Origin of the sequence: Roseovarius sp., from assembly GCF_965228755.1 — a bacterium.
In the GTDB taxonomy this organism is placed as follows: Bacteria; Pseudomonadota; Alphaproteobacteria; order Rhodobacterales; family Rhodobacteraceae; genus Roseovarius.
In genome coordinates this window covers 1-18,403 of the sequence record NZ_CBDDIG010000009.1, presented here as the reverse complement: position 1 = coordinate 18,403, position 18,403 = coordinate 1, and the positions used below count along the sequence as shown (strand labels likewise).

14 protein-coding genes are annotated in these 18,403 nt (G+C 68.6%); 8 read left to right on the top strand and 6 right to left on the bottom strand.

Annotation, left to right across the window (positions count from 1 at the left end):
- Positions 1-20: 20 nt before the first annotated feature.
- Positions 21-698 carry a cysteine hydrolase family protein gene (locus ACO07J_RS16485; RefSeq protein ID WP_422030937.1) on the top strand — a complete coding sequence of 226 codons (678 nt, stop codon included), beginning with the start codon at positions 21-23 and terminating at the stop codon, positions 696-698.
- A gap of 5 nt (positions 699-703) precedes the next feature.
- Here the strand turns inward: ACO07J_RS16485 and ACO07J_RS16480 are convergent, their stop codons facing one another.
- The 6 genes from ACO07J_RS16480 to ACO07J_RS16455 form a co-directional block, all read right to left on the bottom strand.
- Positions 704-1,834 (bottom strand): hypothetical protein, encoded by a 1,131-nt coding sequence (locus tag ACO07J_RS16480; RefSeq protein WP_422030935.1) that lies wholly within the window; start codon positions 1,832-1,834, stop codon positions 704-706.
- Positions 1,821-6,806: a hypothetical protein gene (locus ACO07J_RS16475; protein ID WP_422030933.1), complete on the bottom strand. Its 4,986-nt coding sequence runs from the start codon at positions 6,804-6,806 to the stop codon at positions 1,821-1,823. Before ACO07J_RS16475 ends, ACO07J_RS16480 begins: the two co-directional genes overlap by 14 nt.
- Before the next feature lies 1 nt (position 6,807).
- Positions 6,808-7,833 (bottom strand): hypothetical protein, encoded by a 1,026-nt coding sequence (locus tag ACO07J_RS16470; protein WP_422030931.1) that lies wholly within the window; start codon positions 7,831-7,833, stop codon positions 6,808-6,810.
- Positions 7,834-7,885: 52 nt separating this feature from the next.
- On the bottom strand, positions 7,886-8,917 hold the full coding sequence (locus ACO07J_RS16465) for a hypothetical protein (protein WP_422030929.1): 1,032 nt from the start codon (positions 8,915-8,917) through the stop codon (positions 7,886-7,888).
- A gap of 46 nt (positions 8,918-8,963) precedes the next feature.
- On the bottom strand, positions 8,964-9,431 hold the full coding sequence (locus tag ACO07J_RS16460) for a hypothetical protein (protein WP_422030927.1): 468 nt from the start codon (positions 9,429-9,431) through the stop codon (positions 8,964-8,966).
- A 171-nt stretch (positions 9,432-9,602) separates the two neighbouring features.
- Positions 9,603-10,277, bottom strand: coding sequence for a GntR family transcriptional regulator (locus ACO07J_RS16455; RefSeq protein ID WP_422030925.1), 675 nt, complete (start codon positions 10,275-10,277; stop codon positions 9,603-9,605).
- Positions 10,278-10,415: 138 nt separating this feature from the next.
- On the opposite strand from ACO07J_RS16455, the gene ACO07J_RS16450 reads away from it, so the two are divergent.
- The 7 genes from ACO07J_RS16450 to ACO07J_RS16420 all read left to right on the top strand — a co-directional run.
- A complete protein-coding gene (locus tag ACO07J_RS16450; protein WP_422030923.1) occupies positions 10,416-11,534 on the top strand; it encodes a sugar ABC transporter substrate-binding protein in 1,119 nt (372 codons plus the stop codon).
- Positions 11,535-11,610: 76 nt separating this feature from the next.
- Positions 11,611-13,188: a sugar ABC transporter ATP-binding protein gene (locus ACO07J_RS16445; RefSeq protein ID WP_422030921.1), complete on the top strand. Its 1,578-nt coding sequence runs from the start codon at positions 11,611-11,613 to the stop codon at positions 13,186-13,188.
- Positions 13,185-15,245, top strand: coding sequence for an ABC transporter permease subunit (locus tag ACO07J_RS16440; RefSeq protein ID WP_422030920.1), 2,061 nt, complete (start codon positions 13,185-13,187; stop codon positions 15,243-15,245). Before ACO07J_RS16445 ends, ACO07J_RS16440 begins: the two co-directional genes overlap by 4 nt.
- Before the next feature lie 11 nt (positions 15,246-15,256).
- The gene (locus tag ACO07J_RS16435; RefSeq protein ID WP_422030919.1) at positions 15,257-16,054 is read left to right on the top strand and encodes an SDR family oxidoreductase; all 798 of its coding nucleotides are present in this window, start codon (positions 15,257-15,259) and stop codon (positions 16,052-16,054) included.
- Positions 16,051-16,992, top strand: a complete 942-nt coding sequence (locus ACO07J_RS16430) for a 3-hydroxyacyl-CoA dehydrogenase (protein ID WP_422030917.1) — start codon at positions 16,051-16,053, stop codon at positions 16,990-16,992. Before ACO07J_RS16435 ends, ACO07J_RS16430 begins: the two co-directional genes overlap by 4 nt.
- Positions 16,993-16,994: 2 nt before the next feature.
- Positions 16,995-17,927, top strand: coding sequence for a 3-keto-5-aminohexanoate cleavage protein (locus tag ACO07J_RS16425; RefSeq protein ID WP_422030915.1), 933 nt, complete (start codon positions 16,995-16,997; stop codon positions 17,925-17,927).
- 27 nt (positions 17,928-17,954) lie between these two features.
- Positions 17,955-18,403, top strand: a 449-nt coding sequence (locus ACO07J_RS16420) for an SMP-30/gluconolactonase/LRE family protein (RefSeq protein WP_422030913.1), incomplete at its 3' end; no start/stop codon positions are given.

Here is an 18,403-nt window from a genome sequence, read left to right as displayed (position 1 = left end):
CAACCGGGAAAGGGCCGGAAATGAGCGACTGGAACTGGAAAACCGCCTTCCGCAGCTTCTACTACGCAACCGCGGAAGAGCCCGAGGACATTACCCTCGACCCGGCCAGCACCGCGCTCCTGGTGATCGACATCCAGAACACCTATCTGGAACCGCCCGAGGACGACGCCGAGGCCCGCCGCTGGCAGCCCTTCTTCGACCGGATGAACGACATCGTCATCCCCAACAACGCGCGGCTCATCGACTGGGCCCGCAAGGAAGGGCTCGAGGTCATGTTCGCCCGCATCGCCTGCCAGACACAGGACGGCCGCGACCGCTCGCTCAGCCAGAAGAAGCCGGGCTTCAACTACCTCCTGCTGCCCAAGGACCGCGAGGACAGCCAGCTCGTCGATGCCCTCGCGCCCCAGGGCGACGAGATCGTCGTCACCAAGACCACCGACAGCGCGCTCACCGGCACCAACCTGCGGCTGATGCTGCACAATATCGGCATCCGCCATGTCATCGTCGCGGGTATCTTCACCGACCAGTGCGTCAGCTCCACCGTCCGCTCGCTGGCCGACGAAAGCTTCGAGGTGCTGGTGGTCCACGACGCCTGCGCCGCCGCCACCGATGATCTGCACGAACGCGAGCTCGAGATCATCAACATGATCTACTGCCACGTCGTGGCGATGGACGATCTCCCCGGCTTCCTCGCCTGACGCGGCTACTCGACAGTCGCCCGGATCACCACCTCGCCCGTCGCCCCGGCGGGCAGGGCGGCATCGGCCAGGCTGACCCGGCACTGCCCCCCGCCACAGCCTTGCCCGGCCGCCGGCATCGTCAGGCCGAACCCCGGCCCCCCGGAAGCGAACCCCTCCATCCGCGCCGCCCGAAAGACGAGGTTGTCGTCCAGCTCGTCCGACAGCGTCAGGTCATCCGCCGTGCCGCCGCCGGTATTCGTCACCCGTATCCGGTACTCGATACAGGCCCCCGGCACCGCCGCCTCGGCCCCGCCGGCGGCGCGCGATCCGAAATCACCACAGGCCTGCGGCGACTCCGAAATCACCTCCTGCGTCTTGGTCGCCTCCAGGTTGGCGGCCAGCGCCACGCAGAAATCGATATCCGACAGGGCAATCGCCTGCGCCTGCGGGTTGGGGGAGGGGGCATAGAGGCCGTTCGTATACTCCAGCCGCACCGACGTCACCGGCGCTCCAAACCGCACCATCACGTTGCCCGCATCCGACCCTGCATCGGCGTTTTCCCTGTAGCCGACCACCTGGTTCGCCGCCAGCGGCGCGCCCAGGTACACCGTCGCCCGCGACGCGGTGTTCTGCCCGGCCGGCACGTGCGGCGAGCGCAGCGTGGGCCTCACCGTGCCGCCATCCTCCGTCACGCCGGTGATGGTCACCCCGTCGCGAAACCCCCGCTGGAAGACCAGGTAGGGCAGGAAATCCACGTCGAAGATGTCGAAAGACAGCCCGTCCACCGGCATTTCGAAATCGAACTGGACGGTGATCGACTGGCTGTTGCTGCCGAAATCGACCTGCATCGCCAGCGTCTCCTCCCCACCACCTCGGCCGCCGGTATACTCGGAGCTGACCGCCGGATACCCGCTTTCCAGCCGGTTGGTCGACCCGGTGACGCTGACCTGTACCGGCTCGGTCGGCCCGTCGCCCGTCGCATCCACCCGGCCCGCCTGAACCGTTTTCGACAGGCCGCCGCGCTTCCAGCCCGCATCCGACCAGTCCACCCGCAGCGCCTCGCCCCCGGCGCCACAGGCCTGCGCCAGCGCCCCGGCGGGCAGGGCCAGCGCCGCCACAAGAACCAGCCCCTGCACCGCCTCAGAAAATCTCATTGAAATTCTCCTGGTCGATCTTGAACCGGAACTGCACGAACGCCCCCTCGTTGGTGTACCCGTTCTCGCTGAAATCCTCGTCGCGGAAGCCGGTGAAATTGTAGCCGATCGACAGCCAGCCATTCTTGAACGGCGTCAGCCCCACCGAAACCCCGGCCGAGAAATCGGTGGTCTCGCTTTCGGCCGACCACAGCGCCGCGCCATGCAGGCCGATATCGAACTTCTCGGTCAGGTCATGCCGGTACTCGCCGCCCACCAGCATAAGGAAATCCGTCACCGTCTCGCCGTCGAAGGACTGTTCGATATATTTCAGACCGTGCCGCGGGGTCACCTCGTTCCGCTCGTCAAGCTCCTCGGTATAAAGCAGCGAATTGACCACCCGCGTCTCGTCGACGATCTCGTCGCGCTCGCGGATCACCTCGAACTGCTCCAGCAAGATGATCGGCCGGTCCTCCGGACGCCAGGCCGAGCTGAACCGGATCTCGTGGTCCAGCTCCCGCGTGCCGTCCTCGCGCAAGGCGCGGTAGAAATTCGCGTAGGCCCCTATCGACAGGTTCGCGGTCAGCGGTGTCGTGGCCCGCGCCTGAAGGCGGAAATGGTCGTTCTCGTCGGTATAGCCCAGCTCGGTATCGACAGAGGCCTTCCACGCCTCCGTCACCCGCTCGAACCCCGCGCGGTAGACCACGAACCCCTCCGACAGGCGCGGGTTGGTCAGGCCGGCGCGCTGCAACGGCCCGCTATCCTCGAGGTTGCCGGCCAGCGAATCCTGCGCCTCGACGCCAAGGTAGCCGGTGGCGTACTCGCTCATCTCCAGATCCTGCCGCAGGCCCAGATGCCCCACCGTCTGCGCGTTCCTGCGGGTCATCGCGTTGACCAGCCCGCCCGTCAGCACCGCGCCCTCCCAGACCTGGTAATCGGCCCCGGCGGCAAGGATATCGACCCGGAAATCCCGCCCCAGCGCCACCTCGTTCGTGCCCCACAACGTCAGCCTGTCGCTGACATCGTATTGCAGCGTCAGCGTGCCCCGGTCGGCCTCGGCCAGCCCGCCTTCCTCCCACAGGCTCACCTCCTGTCCCGCGGCCATGCGGAACCGCCCGTCCTCGCTTTCATAAGTCAACCGGCCAACGGCCTTCAGCGCCCGCCCGTCCGGCCCGTCGGGCGCGTTCCGCCGCTCGGCAAACCGCAGCCCGATGCCCCGCGTCCGCCGGTTCTCCTCGCGCAGCACCAGCCCTTCGGCCAGCGTCAGCGTCTCGCGCGTGTCGACATTGTGCTCGGTCCGCGCGTTCGCCTCGAAGCGCAGGATATCGGTCTGCGTCTCGCCGTCCTCGTCCACCTCGCTGCGGTCGGCCAGCACCACGCTGGCCGTCAGCCCGGCGCTGTTGATCGTCTGCGGCCCCTCGACGATGTTCTCGATCCCGAAACCGGTGCTTTCCGTCCGGACATAGGCATCGACCACGCTCGCCCCGTCGTCATAGCGCAGCGTGATCTCGGCGGCATGGGCCTCCCGCCCGGCCCCCAGCACGTTCGACGCCTCCTGCTGCGACATCGCCACCTCGGCGCCGAAGGTCAGCGTATCGCTCACCCGGTACTCGGCATCGACCCCCAGCAACCGGCCCGCCCCGTCGGTATCGGCAATGTCATCCTCGTGCACCAGCGTCAGGCCCGCCCGCAGCCGGTCGTTCACCTGCACCTCGTACCGCCCGCCAAGGATGAACCCGCTCCTCCGGTCGGTCTCGGTCTCGTAGGTCACGACGATGGTGTTGGGGTCCAGCTCCGGCGTGCGCGACAGGATCGGGGCGGAGAAGAAGATCCGCCCGTCCACGTAGTCGATCGTGTAATCCGACCCCCGGCGCAGCTGGACCCGGTTGATCACCCGCGACGGGTCGTTCCGGGCGGTGGTCTCGATCACGATGGTTTCCGAGTTCGGCAGGATATCCGACCGGCGCAGGTCGAACGGCCCCGACGTGCCGTCGGCGGCGAACCGGTCCTCGGCAAAGCCGAGGCTGGTCTGGGCGGCAAACAGGGTCAGCCGCTGGCGCTCGTTCTCGAAGATCGCCCGTCCGCCGGTCAGCCGCCTTGTGTATTCGGCCAGCCGGTCACTGCCGATCCCGGTGTCGAAATCGCCATACAGCAGGTCGATCCCCTCGCGCTCGAGGTGGAAATACAGCGGGCTCCTGCTGCTGGCGGCATCCCCCTCGCGGCTCTCGTCGCCATAGACGATGTAGTCGCGGTCGGGATCCTCGGCGAAGAAATCCCGCTCGTCGGGGTCGATTGCGCTGTCATAACGCAGGGTCAGAAGCCAGTCATCCTTCACCACCCCCTCGGCATAGATCGCCGCCCGCCCGTCGATGGCCACGTCACCGAAGGACAGGATGCGCCGGTCGCCGGGGTCGGCCATGGCGTCGGCCACCGGTTTCCCCGCCAGCGTCCCCTCGGCCAGCCCCACCACCGTCCACGGCCGCTCGGACGCCGAGATGCGCGCCGTCGCGGTGGGGCGCTCCTCGGCCCCCTCGAGGGCGAACCGCGCCAACCCCGACCGCCGGCTTGGCGCAAGACGCATCCGGAAATACCCGTCCGGATCCACCGTGGCGGTCGTGCGCTGCATCGGCTCGGCCCCCTGCCGCGCGTCATGCATCCGCTCGTCGGCGGCAAAGGCGAAGGGGCGGGCCACCGACACCGTGACGATCGCGCCGGGATGCAGCGGCGTGCCCTCCGCATCCGTCGCCCGGAACACCACCCTCGGCCGGCTGCGCCCGTCGGTCGTCAGGTCCGACATCTCCTCGACCACCTCCAGCCCGGCGGGCGTGTCGGCAAACCGGATGCGCCGCGTCTCCTCCTTTACCACGTTGCCATTGGCATCCCGCAGCACCAGCCGCAGCCGGTTCACCCCACCCTCCAGCTCCGCCCCGCGCCAGATTTCCAGGAACGTCTCGCCGTCCTCCCCGGCAATCGCCGGGCGCCGATACAGTTCCGGCACCGGCTCGCCATTGAGGATCAGCTCCGTCCGTTGCCCCTTGCCCCGCACGATCGCCGCCGACAGGCTGCGCGTGGGCGGCAGGTGATTGTCCGGCGGATAGGCGATCCCGGTCCGGCGCGGCGCGGCGTCCAGCCAATCCGCGTCATAGGCCTCGATCCCCGGCGGCATGGCGATCTCCGGCTCAGGCGGCTCGGCGATCCCGGTTTCGCGGATGTAGAACCGCACGTTCCGCACGAACCCTTCCCGCGTCTCGACGAAGATCGACTCCGCCGACCCCGCCCGCCGCGTGTTGTTGCGGCACAGGACCGGCGCGTACCCGCGCGGCAGGGTCAGCGGATCGACCGCCAGCACATGCGTGCCCTGCACGATCCCCCGGAAGGTGAAGCGCCCGCGCGCGTCCGTTTCGGCAAACCGCCCGTTGGCCAGCATCACCCGGATGCCCGACAGGTCACGCTCGGCCCGGCGCGGCGGGCCGCAGCCCACCTGCACATGGCCCAGCACGGCGCTCTCGTCCCGCTCGAAGGCGGGCACGATGGACAGCCGGTGCGCGGTGGAAAGCGTGGCGAAATCATCGCCCGAGGCGGTGGTGCGTGAGGTCAGTATGCCCCTGTCCGGCGCGGCGGGCGTGACCCGGGCCAGGTAGCTGACGCGCCGCCGCTCGCCCTGCAACAGCGTCAGGTCCTCGATGGAAAGCCTGCGCCCGTCCGCCGACATTTCCAGCCGCCCCGGCGCCCGCTGCCCGTCGATCCGGAACGACCCGCGCACATAGTTCAGCCCCTGCGGCAGTCGGTCCTCGAGATCGACCTCCGTATCGCCCGGCACCGACGCGCCAACCGTGACCGTGAACCGCAACGCCTCTCCCGCCTCGGCCTCGTCGGTCGAGCCGGTGCGCGTCAGATCCAGCATCGCCCCACCGTCGAGCGGGATGTCGTACAGCAGCGTCTGCCCCGGCGCGATGTCGAAGGGTTCAAGGTACGAGGCGCCGGTCACCCGCGCCTCGGCGCTGACCGTGTTGCCGATCTGCTCGGGCGTCAGCCGGCTGGGCGCGACATAGCCGTCGGGCGGCTCCAGAACGAACAGGTAGCGGCCCGGCTCGACATAGGGAAACCGGTAGCCCCCCGGCGGGAAATCATAGCTCTGCCCCGAGGCATCGCTAGGCCGCCCTCCGCTGGTCACGGTCGACGGGAAGGGCGACACCAGGTCCTCGCCATAGACATCCGCCACCGCCCCGGTATCGGCATTGACGATGGTGATCCGCGCCCCGTCCAGCGCCGTGCCGCTGCGGCTGTCGAACACCCGCCCGGTGGGTGAGACCGGGCCGACCGTGACGCTGTTCTCGAACCGCCGGTTGGGAAACCGCGGATTGGTGGCCCGCGCGATGATCCGCGAGTTCTCGCGCGTCGCCAGCCGTCCGTCGGCGGTCCGCCCAATGTCGGCACAGGCACACAGCCCCCCGGCAAAGATCCCGGTGTCGGGGCCCGTCTCGTGGATCCGCAACACCTCGGTATCGCCGCTCACCGAATCCTGCACCTCCAGCAGGGCCGTATTGCGCCGCTGCGGATCACTGTTGATCAGCGGATCGTCCAGCACGAAGAATACCTGCTCCCCGGCCCGGACCCGGCCCGTTCTGGCCAGCCGGTTGCGCATGGACTCGGCGGCGGGGGCGGCCTCCGCGGCATCCGGCACCGGCTGGAACGGGCCGTCCGCCCGCGCGGTCGTGCTGTATTCGGGCACCGGGATGTCCAGCTCCACCGCGCCGGCCTCGGCGCCCGAGACGCGATAGGCCGACAACTCCCCCGGCAGGTCCGGCGCAACCACCGTGATGGTGCTTTCCGCCTCGATCGGGGGAATGTCGCCCGTGCCGAACTCGATCACCGCGCGGTTGGTGATCTCGCCACCCGCCAGGGTCTGGTCAGGCGTCTGGGCCTGCGGTGCGCCCGCAAGGATCAGAAGGGCCGTCGCCGCTATCCGGAACGATGCAGGGCATTTCGGCATGTCAATCCACGGTGGCGCGTATCCGCACGAAGGCCGAACTGCCCGGCGCAAGCGTGGCCACCGCGCCGCTGATCATCGCCCCCTCGACATTCAGCTCGTCGAACCCGTTATTGACCGCGACACTGTCGAAGGTCACGCCCTCGGGCAGGGTATCGTTGAACTGAAGGAAGGTCGCCGGGCTGCTGGCCTCGGGCGCGTTGCTGAGCGTGATCGTGTATTCGATGCAGGCGCCCGGGATGAATGCCTCCGCCTCCGGGTCCGGCGATCCGCCCGAGCACGAGAAGTCGCCCGACCGGTTCTCCGACACCACGACCACGTCCTTGGCGGCGGTCAGCTGCGGCGCCAGCACCTGGTAGCTCGTCTCGCTCAGCTCGCTGCCATCCTCGCCCTCGTCGGCATAGACGATATCCACCGCGTCGAGCCCCTGTCCGCGCACGGCGCCCTGCGTCCCGCCGCCATTCGGCGTCAGCGGCGCGGCACTCACCTCGAAGGAGGTCAGCGCGCCATCGCCAGCGCTGCGCGGAATGGCCGCCTGGATCACCACGATCCGCGAGCCGTCCGCCGGGATCGGCCCGGTCGAGACCACGCCCGAGGGGTCATAGGCCACCGGCGTGCCGCCGGGTTCGTCGAGCAGGAACACCGAATAGGTCCCTTCCTCGCCGCCCCCCGCGGGGTCGAGCGTCAGGCCAAGCTGGTCGGCCACCGCCGCGACATTGATGTCGAACGGCACCGCCTCGTTGCCCGTGTTGGTCAGAATGAGCCGGATCTCCTGCGCCGCCGCGCCCGGTTCCACGTTCACCGTCCCGCCCTCGTCGAGCGAGGCGAAGGTGAAGGACAGCCGCTGGTCCACCGTGAAGCTCGCCTCGGCGACCTCCTCCTGCGTGATCGTGTCGCCGCCGGTGTCGTAGCTCAGCGTCATCGCGTTCGAGACGATCTCGCCCGGCGGGGCGCCGGCGGCAAGGGCGGGCTGGGCAAGGGCGCTCAGGATCGCGGCCGCCGAAAGCAGAAAGCGGGTGTCGCGTGGCATGGTGTCCTCCGGCTTGTCTTCGGTCTGGTCGGCGGGTCGGTCGGGTCAGGGTTCAGTTGACGGTCGCGCGGATGCGCACGCTCGCGGTCGCACCGGGGGGCAGGGCGGCCAGCTCGGCCGTCACTGTCCCGCCGGCCTCGTTGACCGTGTCGAACCCGGTATTCGCGGCGATCCCGGCAAAGGTGATGCCCTCGGGCAATTCGTCTGTGATGGTCACGTTGACGGCGTCGGTGCTGGCCTCCTCGGCATTGCTGACGCTGATCACGTATTCGACGCAGGCGCCCGGCACGGCGGCCTCGGCCCCGGCTTCGGCGGCGCCTCCGCCACAGTCGAAATCGCCCGACAGGTTCTCCGACACCACGGCGGCGGTCTTGTCGGCGGTAAGCTGCGGCGCCTGGATGACGTAGCTTTCGGTCGCCTGTTCCGTGCCGTCCTCGCCGGGGTCGGTGAAGATCGTGTCGATCCCCTGAAGGCCCTGGCCGGTCACCTCGGTCGTGACCGTATTCGTCCCGGCATTGAGCGCCGTCGCGGTCACGTCGAACGTATCCGTCGCCGCGTCGCTCGCGTCGCCCGGTACATGCGCCACGATCTTGACGAAGCGCACCGCGTCGGCCGGCAGGTCGCCGATCGTCGTGGTGCCGTCATGGTCATAGACCGCATCCTCCGGCGCGAGGTCCGATTCTGTGCCGACATAGACCGAATAGGTCCCCGGCTCGCCACTCCCCGCGGGGTCATGGGTCAGCCCGATATCCCCGGCGCTCGCCACGTCGATATCATAGCCGGAACTGTCATTGCCCTCGTTCTCCAGCCGGAACACCATCACCTGCTCGGCAGCGCCCTGGTCGGCCAGCACGGTGCCGCCCGCATCCTGCCCCTGGAAGCTGAAGTCGACCTTGCGGTCGACCACGAACTCGACGCTGGCCGCGTCGTCCTGGGTGATCGTCGTGCCGCCGCTCGAATACGAGATGCTGACGGTGCTCGACACGCTGGTGCCGGGTTCGGTGCCGGCGGCCAGTGCGGCGCCGCCGGTGAGGGAGAGGAGCGCCGCGACAGCAAGCGCTCTTGGGATGTGAGTAAGTGGCATGTTCGGTTCCTGGGCTCGTTGTCAGGCGGGCGCGGGGCCGGGCGTGTCAGCGGACGACGGCGTCGTACTCGACCGCGATCGTGCTTTCGGCGGCGATCTCTTCTATCTCGATGCGCATATGCGTGAGGTCGGTCGGCTGCGCCTGCCGCTCGGTGCCGCCCTCTTCGACGGACAGCTCCGAGAACTCGGCAAAATTTTCCCCGCCATCGGCCGAGAAGACCACGCCGATATCCGTCTCCGCCGAGACCGACTCGGGGTCGATGGCAAGGCTCTCGTCCAGCGGCAGCGACAACCCGATCGAGGTGGCGGGCACCGGATCGGTATTCTCCAGCTCGATTCGGTAGATCAGCGGCTCGCCCGGCACGGCGGTCTCGACCGGCTGAAGCTCCCGCTCTCCCTCCTCGGTCTCCACTTCCCGGACCACTTCGATCGAAACGCTGGTTTCCGCCATCGCGGGCTGGATCGGCAGGGCAATCACTGCGGCAAGCAGGAAGGCCGGTCCTCGGCTGAACATAACCACGTGTCCTCCATTTCTGTCGGGCACCGCCGGGTGACGGCGATCATCGTTACCGCTCCCATGGCTCTCATCCGAATGTGGAGAGATTGTGGCAGCTCGCAACTTCCGGCAGAAACTTGCGCGAACCGGACACCCGGACGTCCGGTCCCGCCAGCCCGTACGCCAGGGTTACCCCGTCGCGTCGCCCTCGCTCAGCGTGGCAGAGATCACCTTGTAGGCGCTCTCGATGTCCTCGTGCAGGGCCGCCACCGCCGTCTCACCGTCGCCATTCTGCAACGCCTCGAACATTTTCCGGTGCTGGCGGTTCGACACCCGGTAATGGCCGTGCCGGTGCAAAAGGTGGAAATGCGGGTTGATGCGCAGCCAGATATTGCTGATCAACTGCAGCAGCAGGGGGGAAGCGGCCTGCCGGTAGATGGTGAAGTGAAAGTCGTAATTCGACCGGATGAAATCCTTCACCCGGTCCGACCTCTCGGCCTCCTCCATCTTCTCCAGCACGGTTTCCAGCGCGCCTAGGAAGGCCTTGTCGACGTTCCCCGCGGCCCACCGCACCGCCGTCGCCTCGATCTCAAGCCGCACCCGCAGCATGTCGTCCAGCTCCTCGAGCCCCAGCCGCGGCACGCCGATCGACCGGCCCGAAACCACCGTCAGCGCCCCCAGCGCCATCAGCCGCGAGATCGCGTCGCGCACCGGCATCGGGCTGACGTCGAGCGCTTTGGCGATGCTGGCCACCGTTACCGATTCCCCCGGCGCCAGCTCGCCTTCGAGGATCAGATCGCACAGCCGGCCGTGCACGATCGACTGCAGGGTCTCGCGTTTGACGGGGGAAAGGCTTTCGAACATGGAACACACCTGTTTTGACCGCAGAGAAGTAGCGCCTTCTCGGGGCCATTAAAACATGTTTTGACTTTTGATCAAAGATATTGGATCGTGGATTCGTGATCGCGGCGAAGGAGACGCCGCCACCTATGGGAGGGAAATATGTTTGCGAAGAAATTTTTGACGGGCGCGGCCTTCGGTCTCGCCGGAATGGCCGCGACCGGCGCACTGGCCCAGGACGAGCCCTATGACGTCTATCTCTCGATGAGCTATATCGGGAACGACTGGCAGGCCGAGGCCTCGAACATGGTCAAGGCGCTGGCCGGCAGCAGCGACTATGCCGACCGCGTCAACCTTCAGGTCCAGGTCGCCGGCCCCAACGCCCAGCGCCAGATCCAGCAGATCAACGCCATGGTCCAGGCCGGCGCCGACGCCATCGTCGTCTTTCCGATCTCGCCCACCGCGCTGAACAGCGTCGTCAAAAGCGCCTGCGACCGGGGCGTGACCGTCATCGCCTATGACGGCGAGATCACCGAGCCCTGCGCCTACAACGTCACCATCGACCAGACGGAAGCGGGCCGCGCCACGGCCGAATGGCTGGTCGAACAGCTTGGCGGCAGCGGCGACATCATCGTGGTCACCGGCGTGCCCGGCACCTCGGTCGACACCGCCCGCACCGCCGCCGCCAAGGAGGTCTTCTCGCAGCACGAAGGAATCAACATCGTCGGCGAGGCCGTCGGCATGTGGAGCCAGGCCGTCGCCCGGACCGAGCTGAACAAGCTGCTCGCCACCCGCGACTGGTCGGATATCGACGGGCTGTGGATGCAGGTCGGCTGCTACACCGCCAACGCCATGCAGATCGAAAGCGGCAGCTCGCCCGAGAACCTGCTGCCCTGCGCCGGCGAAGGCTCGAACGGCGGCCGCATCCAGATGCTGCCGGCGGGCACCGAGGTCGAGGGCGCCAATTCGCCTTACGAGCCGATGGGCGCGCCGCGCATCTCCTACGCCTCGCCGCCCTATTCCGGCGCGCTGGCGCTGAAGCTGGCGGTCGACGTGCTCGACGGCAAGGAAGTGGACAAGCACACCACCCTGCCGCTGCCGCTGGTCACCAACGAAACGATCATGCTGTGCGAAACCGGCAGCTGGGACGAACAGAAGGCCGGCTGCAACGCCTTCCAGCCCTCGCTCGTCTCCAACCCCGGCTGGTTCGCCTCGATCTTCTCCGAGGAACTGCCGCAGCTCGGCCTGAACGCCGCCCTCGTCGGCCAGGCCGAGAACTGAGGCGACACCCACCTCGCCCGGCGGCCCGTCCCGCCGCCGGGCTCACCCGTTTTCCGACGACCGAACAGGAGACGCCATGTCGTCCGCTCCCGCCGGTGTGCCCGCGGTCGAGGTCGAGGGCCTGACCAAGACTTACGGCCCCACCATCGCCAACAGCGAGGTCAGCTTCACGGTCGCCCCCGGCACCGTCCACGCCCTGCTGGGCGAGAACGGCGCGGGCAAGTCGACCACGATGAAGCTGCTCTCGGGCCTCGTGCGCCCCGATGCCGGCACCATCCGCATCGCCGGGAACGAAGTCCGGCTGCACTCGGCCCGCGACGCCCATGCCGTCGGCATCCAGACCGCGTTCCAGGAATTGACCCTCGTCTCCGACCTGACCGTGCTCGACAACATGCTGCTGCCCCGCGCGCCGTGGACGGCGCTGGGCACGCTCAACCGCGCCCGCATCCGCCGCCAGGTCGCCGCCCATTTCGCCGATCTGGGCCTCGCCGTCGACCTCGACGCGCTGGCGGGCGAGTTGAACCTCGCCACCCGCCAGAAGATCGAGATCGCCCGCGCGCTCTTCCGCAAGCCCTCGATCCTGCTGCTGGACGAGCCCACCTCGGCGCTCTCGGGCGAGGATGTCGACTGGCTCGGCCGGATCATCGCCGATGCGAAAGCCGCCGGCATAACCGTGCTCTTCATCTCGCACCGCATGCCCGAGGTGCGCGCCTTCTGCGACACCATGACGATCCTGCGCAACGGCAAGGCCGTGCAATCCGCCCGGGTCGAGGACGTGACCGATGCCGAGGTGGTCGAGATGATCATCGGCCGCTCGGTCGAGAACGCCTTCCCGCCACTGCGCCCCGCAAGCGACCATGCGGGCGAAACCCCGGTGCTGGCCACCCGCGCCCTCTCGGCCGGGCCCAAGCTGCGCGAGACCGACCTTGCCCTGCACCGGGGCGAAATCCTCGGCATCGCCGGGCTTCAGGGCATGGGCCAGGACGCGCTCTTTTCCGCGCTCTTCGGCGAAGAGAACCTCCGCCACGGCCATATCGAGCTCGACGGCGCGCCGCTGCACCTGCGCAACCCCGCCGACGCGCTCGACCCCGCCGTCGGCATCGGCCTCGTGCCGGAAGACCGCAAGACCCAAGGCCTCTTCCTCAAGCTCACCGGCCGCACCAATGTCACCCTGCCGGTGCTGGCCAGTTTCCACCGCGGCCCGCTCATCGACGGCACGGCCGAGGCCCGCGCCGCCGCCGGCGCCTTCGACTCGGTCGATGTCGACGCCCGCGCCCATCACCTGCCGGCAGGCGCCTTCTCGGGCGGCAACCAGCAGAAGATCGTGATCGCCAAGTGGCTGGTCGCCCAAAGCCGCATCCTGCTCCTCTTCGATCCTACCCGCGGCATCGACGTCGGCACCAAGGCCCAGCTCTACAAGCTCCTGCGCGACTACGCCGATGCGGGCGGATCGGTGCTGTTCCACTCCACCGAGATCCCCGAACTGGTCCACATGTGCGACCGCGTCGGCGTGCTCTACGAAGGGCGCCTGACCGATTGGTTCGAGGGCGACGCCCTGACCGAGGGCGCGGTGCTCGAAGCGATGCTCGGCGGGCAGGATCCCATGGTCCTCCGCCAGGCACAGGAACTTGAAGGAACGGGGGCCGCCACGTGACCGATACCACCTCATCGCAGTATGCAAACGGGGCAGGGGCCCCCCGCTGGCTCCGCCTCGCCCGGCGCGGACAGGCCGTCGTTGTCGCGGCGCTGGTCTTCGCCCTGCTGATGACCGTCAGCGCCTCGCTCAGCCCCTATCCGCTCAGCTATTTCGACATCTCGTTCATGGCCAGCGGCGGCGCCACCACGGCCATCGCCGCGGCGGGGCAGACGCTGGTCATCCTCTCCGGCGGCTTCGACCTCTCGGCCGGGGCGGTCGTCTCGCTGGTCAACGCGGTGCTGGCCACCTCGATGGACCCGATGAACCCCGAGGCCTCGGTCCTCCTCTGGACGGCGGTAGGCATCGCCATCGGCATGGGCGTCGGCGCGGTCAACGGCTTCTTCGTCGCGGTCATGCGACTGCAGCCCATCGTGGTCACGCTGGCGGTGATGTTCATCGTGCAGGGGCTCACCCTGCTGGTGATGGACATGCCCGGCGGCTTCGTCTCGCCCACGCTCGGCGCGGTCTACCTGGGCGACACCATCCCCGGCCTGCTGCCCGCGCCCATCACCCTGCTGCTGGTGCTGGCGGGTTTCTGGCTCTGGCTCAAGCGCACCAGCTACGGCGTCACCCTCTACGCCGTGGGCAGCGACCCCGAGGCGGCGCACGCCACCGGCCTTCATACCCGGCTCACGACCTTCCTGACCTACGTGCTGGCGGGCGGGCTCTACGGGCTCGCGGGCGTCTTCGTCAGCGCCCAGACCGGCTCGGGCGATCCGCTGGTGGGCAATTCCCTGCTGCTGCCCACCTTCGCGGCCGTGGTGATCGGCGGCACGCGGCTCGGCGGCGGCAAGGGCGGGGTGATCGGCACGCTGATCGGCGCCTACGTTCTGATGATCGTGGTCAACCTGCTGCTCTCGCTCAACATCTCGGCCTATTACTCGACCATCGCGGAAAGCGCGGTGCTGCTCATCGCGGTCCTCGCCGGATCGCTCTCGCGCGACAGCACCCTGTCGCACCGCCTGCGCGACCTGTCCGAGGCGCTTCGGGCACGCGGCAAGGGCTGGCTCGTCTCCCAGCGCCCGCGCGAGGACCGGCGCCTCGCCTTCACCCGGCCGGCCGATGCCGCCCCACGCCCCACCTTCCTGCAACGCCACGGCCACACCATGCGCTACGTGCTGCCCAGCTTCGTCTGCCTCGTGCTGGTGCTGATCGCGACCGAGATCGTGCTGGGCAACGTCTTCAGCGGCTGGCGCTACTGGGATTCACTGCTGGTGCTGTCCTGCTTCCTGACCATCCTCGCGCTGGGGCAGGGGGCCGTGATCCTCACCGGCGGGCTCGACCTGTCGCTGCCATGGTGCATTGCGCTCTCGGGCGTGCTGCTGACCGGGCTGGTGGGCGGCACCGATATGGGCCTCTGGACGGCGCTGCCCGTGGTCCTCGGCGTGGCGGTGGTGATCGGCCTCCTGAACGGGCTGGGCGTGGTGGCGCTGGGCCTCTCGCCGATCGTGGTGACGCTCGCGATGAACGGCCTCCTTCAAGGCGCCGCCCTGCTCTGGTCGGGCGGCACGCCCGCGGGCTTCGCCCCGCCGGCGCTGCGCTGGCTGATGACCGGCAAGATCGCCGGTGTCACCCCCATTATCTTCGGGCTGGCGATCTTCGTCATCCTCGCCCTTCTGCTGTTCGGCCGAACCGCCTTCGGCCGCCGGGTCTACGCCGTCGGCAACAGCGAACTTGCCGCGCGCCTCTCGGGCGTGCGCACCGGGCGGGTGATCGTCTCGGTCTACATCCTCTCGGCCCTCTGCGCCGCCATCGTCGGCATCCTGCTGGCGGGCTTCTCGGGCCAGGCGAGCCTCGGGATGGGCGACGACTACCTCCTGCCCTCCATCGCCGTGGTCGTCGTGGGCGGCACGCTCATCACCGGCGGGCGCGGGCATTACCTCGGCATGGTCGGTGGGGCGCTGCTGCTCACCGCCATGCAGACCCTTCTGGCCGGTACGGCACTGCCCTTCGCCTTCCGGTCCGTGTTCTTCGGCCTCGTCATCCTCGCGGCCGTGCTGGCCCTTCGCGAGTAAAGGAGACAACCTTGCCAACCACCGACACCCTGACCCTTCCCGGCATCGCCGGCCAGCGCATCGTCGTCACCGCCGGGGCGGCGGGCATCGGGCTCTGCATCGCCCGGCAACTGAAGGCCCAGGGCGCGCGGCTCGCCATCTGCGATGTCGACCCCGGCGCGCTCGACCGTGCCAAGGCGGAACTGGACGCAGAGCTGGCCCTCCCCGCCGACGTCTCCGACGAGGCGCAGATGGAGGACTTCTTCCGCCAGACCGCCGACACGCTCGGCGGGCTCGACGCGCTGGTCAACAATGCCGGCATCGCCGGCCCCACCGGCGGGGTCGAGGACATCACCCCCGCCGACTGGCGCCGTTGCCTCGACATCTGCCTGACCGGCCAGTTCCTCTGCGCCCATTTCGGCGTCCCCCTGCTCAAGCAGGCGGGCGGCGGGGCGATCGTCAACATGTCCTCCTCCGCCGGCCGCTTCGGCTATGCCTTCCGCACGCCCTATTCCTCGGCCAAGTGGGGCGTCATCGGCCTCACCCAAAGCCTCGCCAAGGAACTCGGCCCCGACAACATCCGCGTCAACGCCATCCTGCCCGGCATCATCGAAGGCCCGCGGATGGAGAACGTCATCGCCAGGAGAGCCGAGCAGAAGGGCGTCTCCCATGACGAGATGAAAGCCGAATATATCGGGCAGATCTCCCTGCGCCGCATGACCCCGCCCGACGACGTGGCCGATATCGTGGCCTTCCTCATCTCCGACGCCGGGCGCAACCTGTCGGGGCAATCCTTCCCCGTCGACGGCAACCTGGAGACACTCGGATGACCGCACCCGTCGCATGTATCGGCGCAGGGCTCATCGGCCGCGCCTGGGCCATCGTCTTCGCCCGCGCGGGCCATCAGGTCCGCCTCTGGGACGAGAACCCCGACGCCCCCGCCGCCGCCCGCGCCTTCGCCGCCGAGATGCTGCCCGTACTGGAACGCCTCGGCCTCATCGATTGCACCGCCGCCGACGCGCTCGCCCGCATCACCCCCGCCGCGACGCTGGAAGAGGCGCTCGACGGCGTCCAACACGTGCAGGAAAGCACCTTCGAGCGGATCGACGTCAAGCGCGAGATCTTCGCCCGGCTCGACGCCCTGGCCGCGCCCGACACCGTGCTCGCCTCCTCCTCCTCGGCCCTGCTGCCCTCGGCCATCTCCGAGGGGCTCAAGGGGCGGCACCGCTGCATGGTCAACCACCCGATCAACCCGGCCTACCTCGTCCCGGCCGCCGAACTGGTTCCGGCCCCCTGGACCGATCCGGCCCTGATGGAGCGCACCGCCACCATGCTCCGCGCCGCCGGCATGCGCCCCATCGTCATGCAGCGCGAGGTGGACGGCTTCGTCATGAACCGCCTGCAGGGCGCCCTCCTGCACGAGGCGTTCCGGCTGGTCGAGGCCGGCTATGCCAGCGCCGAGGATGTCGATATCGGCCTGCGCGAGGGGCTGGCCCTGCGCTGGTCCTTCATCGGCCCGTTCGAAACCATCGACCTCAACGCCCCCGGCGGCATCCGCGACTACGTCGCCCGCTATGCCGGCATCTACACCGACATGGCCGGCCAGCCGGGGGTGGACTGGGCCGGGGAAGTGCTCGACAAGATCGAGGCAGACCGCCGCGCGGCCCTGCCGGAAGAGGCGCTCGGCCGCCGCCAGGCGTGGCGCGACAGGCGGCTTATGGCGCTCGCCGCCCACAAGGCCAGCGCCGCAAAGGACATAGGAGACTGAACATGCCGTCCCCCGACAAGGTCATCATCTCGTGCGCCGTCACCGGCGCCATTCACACCCCCACCATGACCCCGCACCTGCCGATCACCCCCGACGAGATCGCCGAGGCCGCCATCGGCGCGGCCGAGGCCGGGGCCGCCATCCTCCACCTGCACGCCCGCGACCCCGAAACCGGCCGCCCCGACCAGTCGGTCGAGGCCTTCGCCGGCTTCCTGCCGCGCATCAAGCAGGCCACCGGCGCGGTGGTGAACATCACCACCGGCGGCTCGCCCTACATGAAGGTCGACGAACGCGCCGCCCCCGCCGCCCACTGGCAACCCGAGGTCGCCTCGCTCAACATGGGCTCGATGAATTTCGGCTTCTTCCCACTGCTGGCCAAGTACAAGGAGTTCCAGCACGAATGGGAGCGCGAGCATCTCGAGAACTCCCGCGACCTCGTCTTCCGCAACTCCTTCCAGGATATCGAGTACGTGCTCGAAACCTGCTACGGCAACGGCACCCGGTTCGAGTTCGAATGCTACGACATCTCGCACCTCTACAACCTCGCCCATTTCGCCGATCGCGGGCTGGTGAAACCGCCCTTCTTCGTGCAATCCGTCTTCGGCCTGCTCGGCGGTATCGGCACCCACCCCGAGGACGTGATGCACATGAAACGCACCGCCGACCGGCTGTTCGGCGACGATTTCCGCTGGTCCGTCCTCGGCGCCGGCAAGGACCAGTTCCGCATCGCCACCCAGGCCGTCTCGATGGGCGGCAATATCCGCGTCGGGCTGGAAGACAGCATCTGGATCGAACGCGGCAAGCTGGCGGAATCGAACGCCCAGCAGGTCGACAAGGCCCGCCGCCTTGTCGAGGGGCTGGGCCTCAAGGTCGCCACCCCCGACGAGGCGCGCGAGATGCTGGCCCTCAAGGGCGGCGACCGGGTGAATTTCTGAACAGGTCTGGAACAGGGAGGAAAGACCATGCAGATCGACATATTGCTCGACGTGAAGACGACCCTCGGCGAGGGACCCGTCTGGGACGTGGACCAGCAGCGCCTCTACTTCATCGACTCGATGGATGGCCGGGTCTTCCGCTGCACCGCCGACGGCACCGAGATCCGCGCCTGGGACGTGCCCGGCAAGATCGGCTCGATGGCGCTCCGCAAGGATGGCGAGGGCGCGATCGTCTCGCTCGACAAGGGCTTCTGGCTGCTCGACTTCGCCACCGGCGACTGCGAGTTGCTGGAAGACCCCGAAGCGGGCAAGGACCAGAACCGCATCAACGACGGCAAGTGCGACCGGCGCGGCCGGTTCTTCGCGGGCTCGATGGACACGATGGAAGAGGGCGCCAACGGCGCGCTCTACCGGGTCGATCCCGACATGAGCGTGCACAAGCTCGATGACGGCATCATCTGCTCGAACGGCCCCTG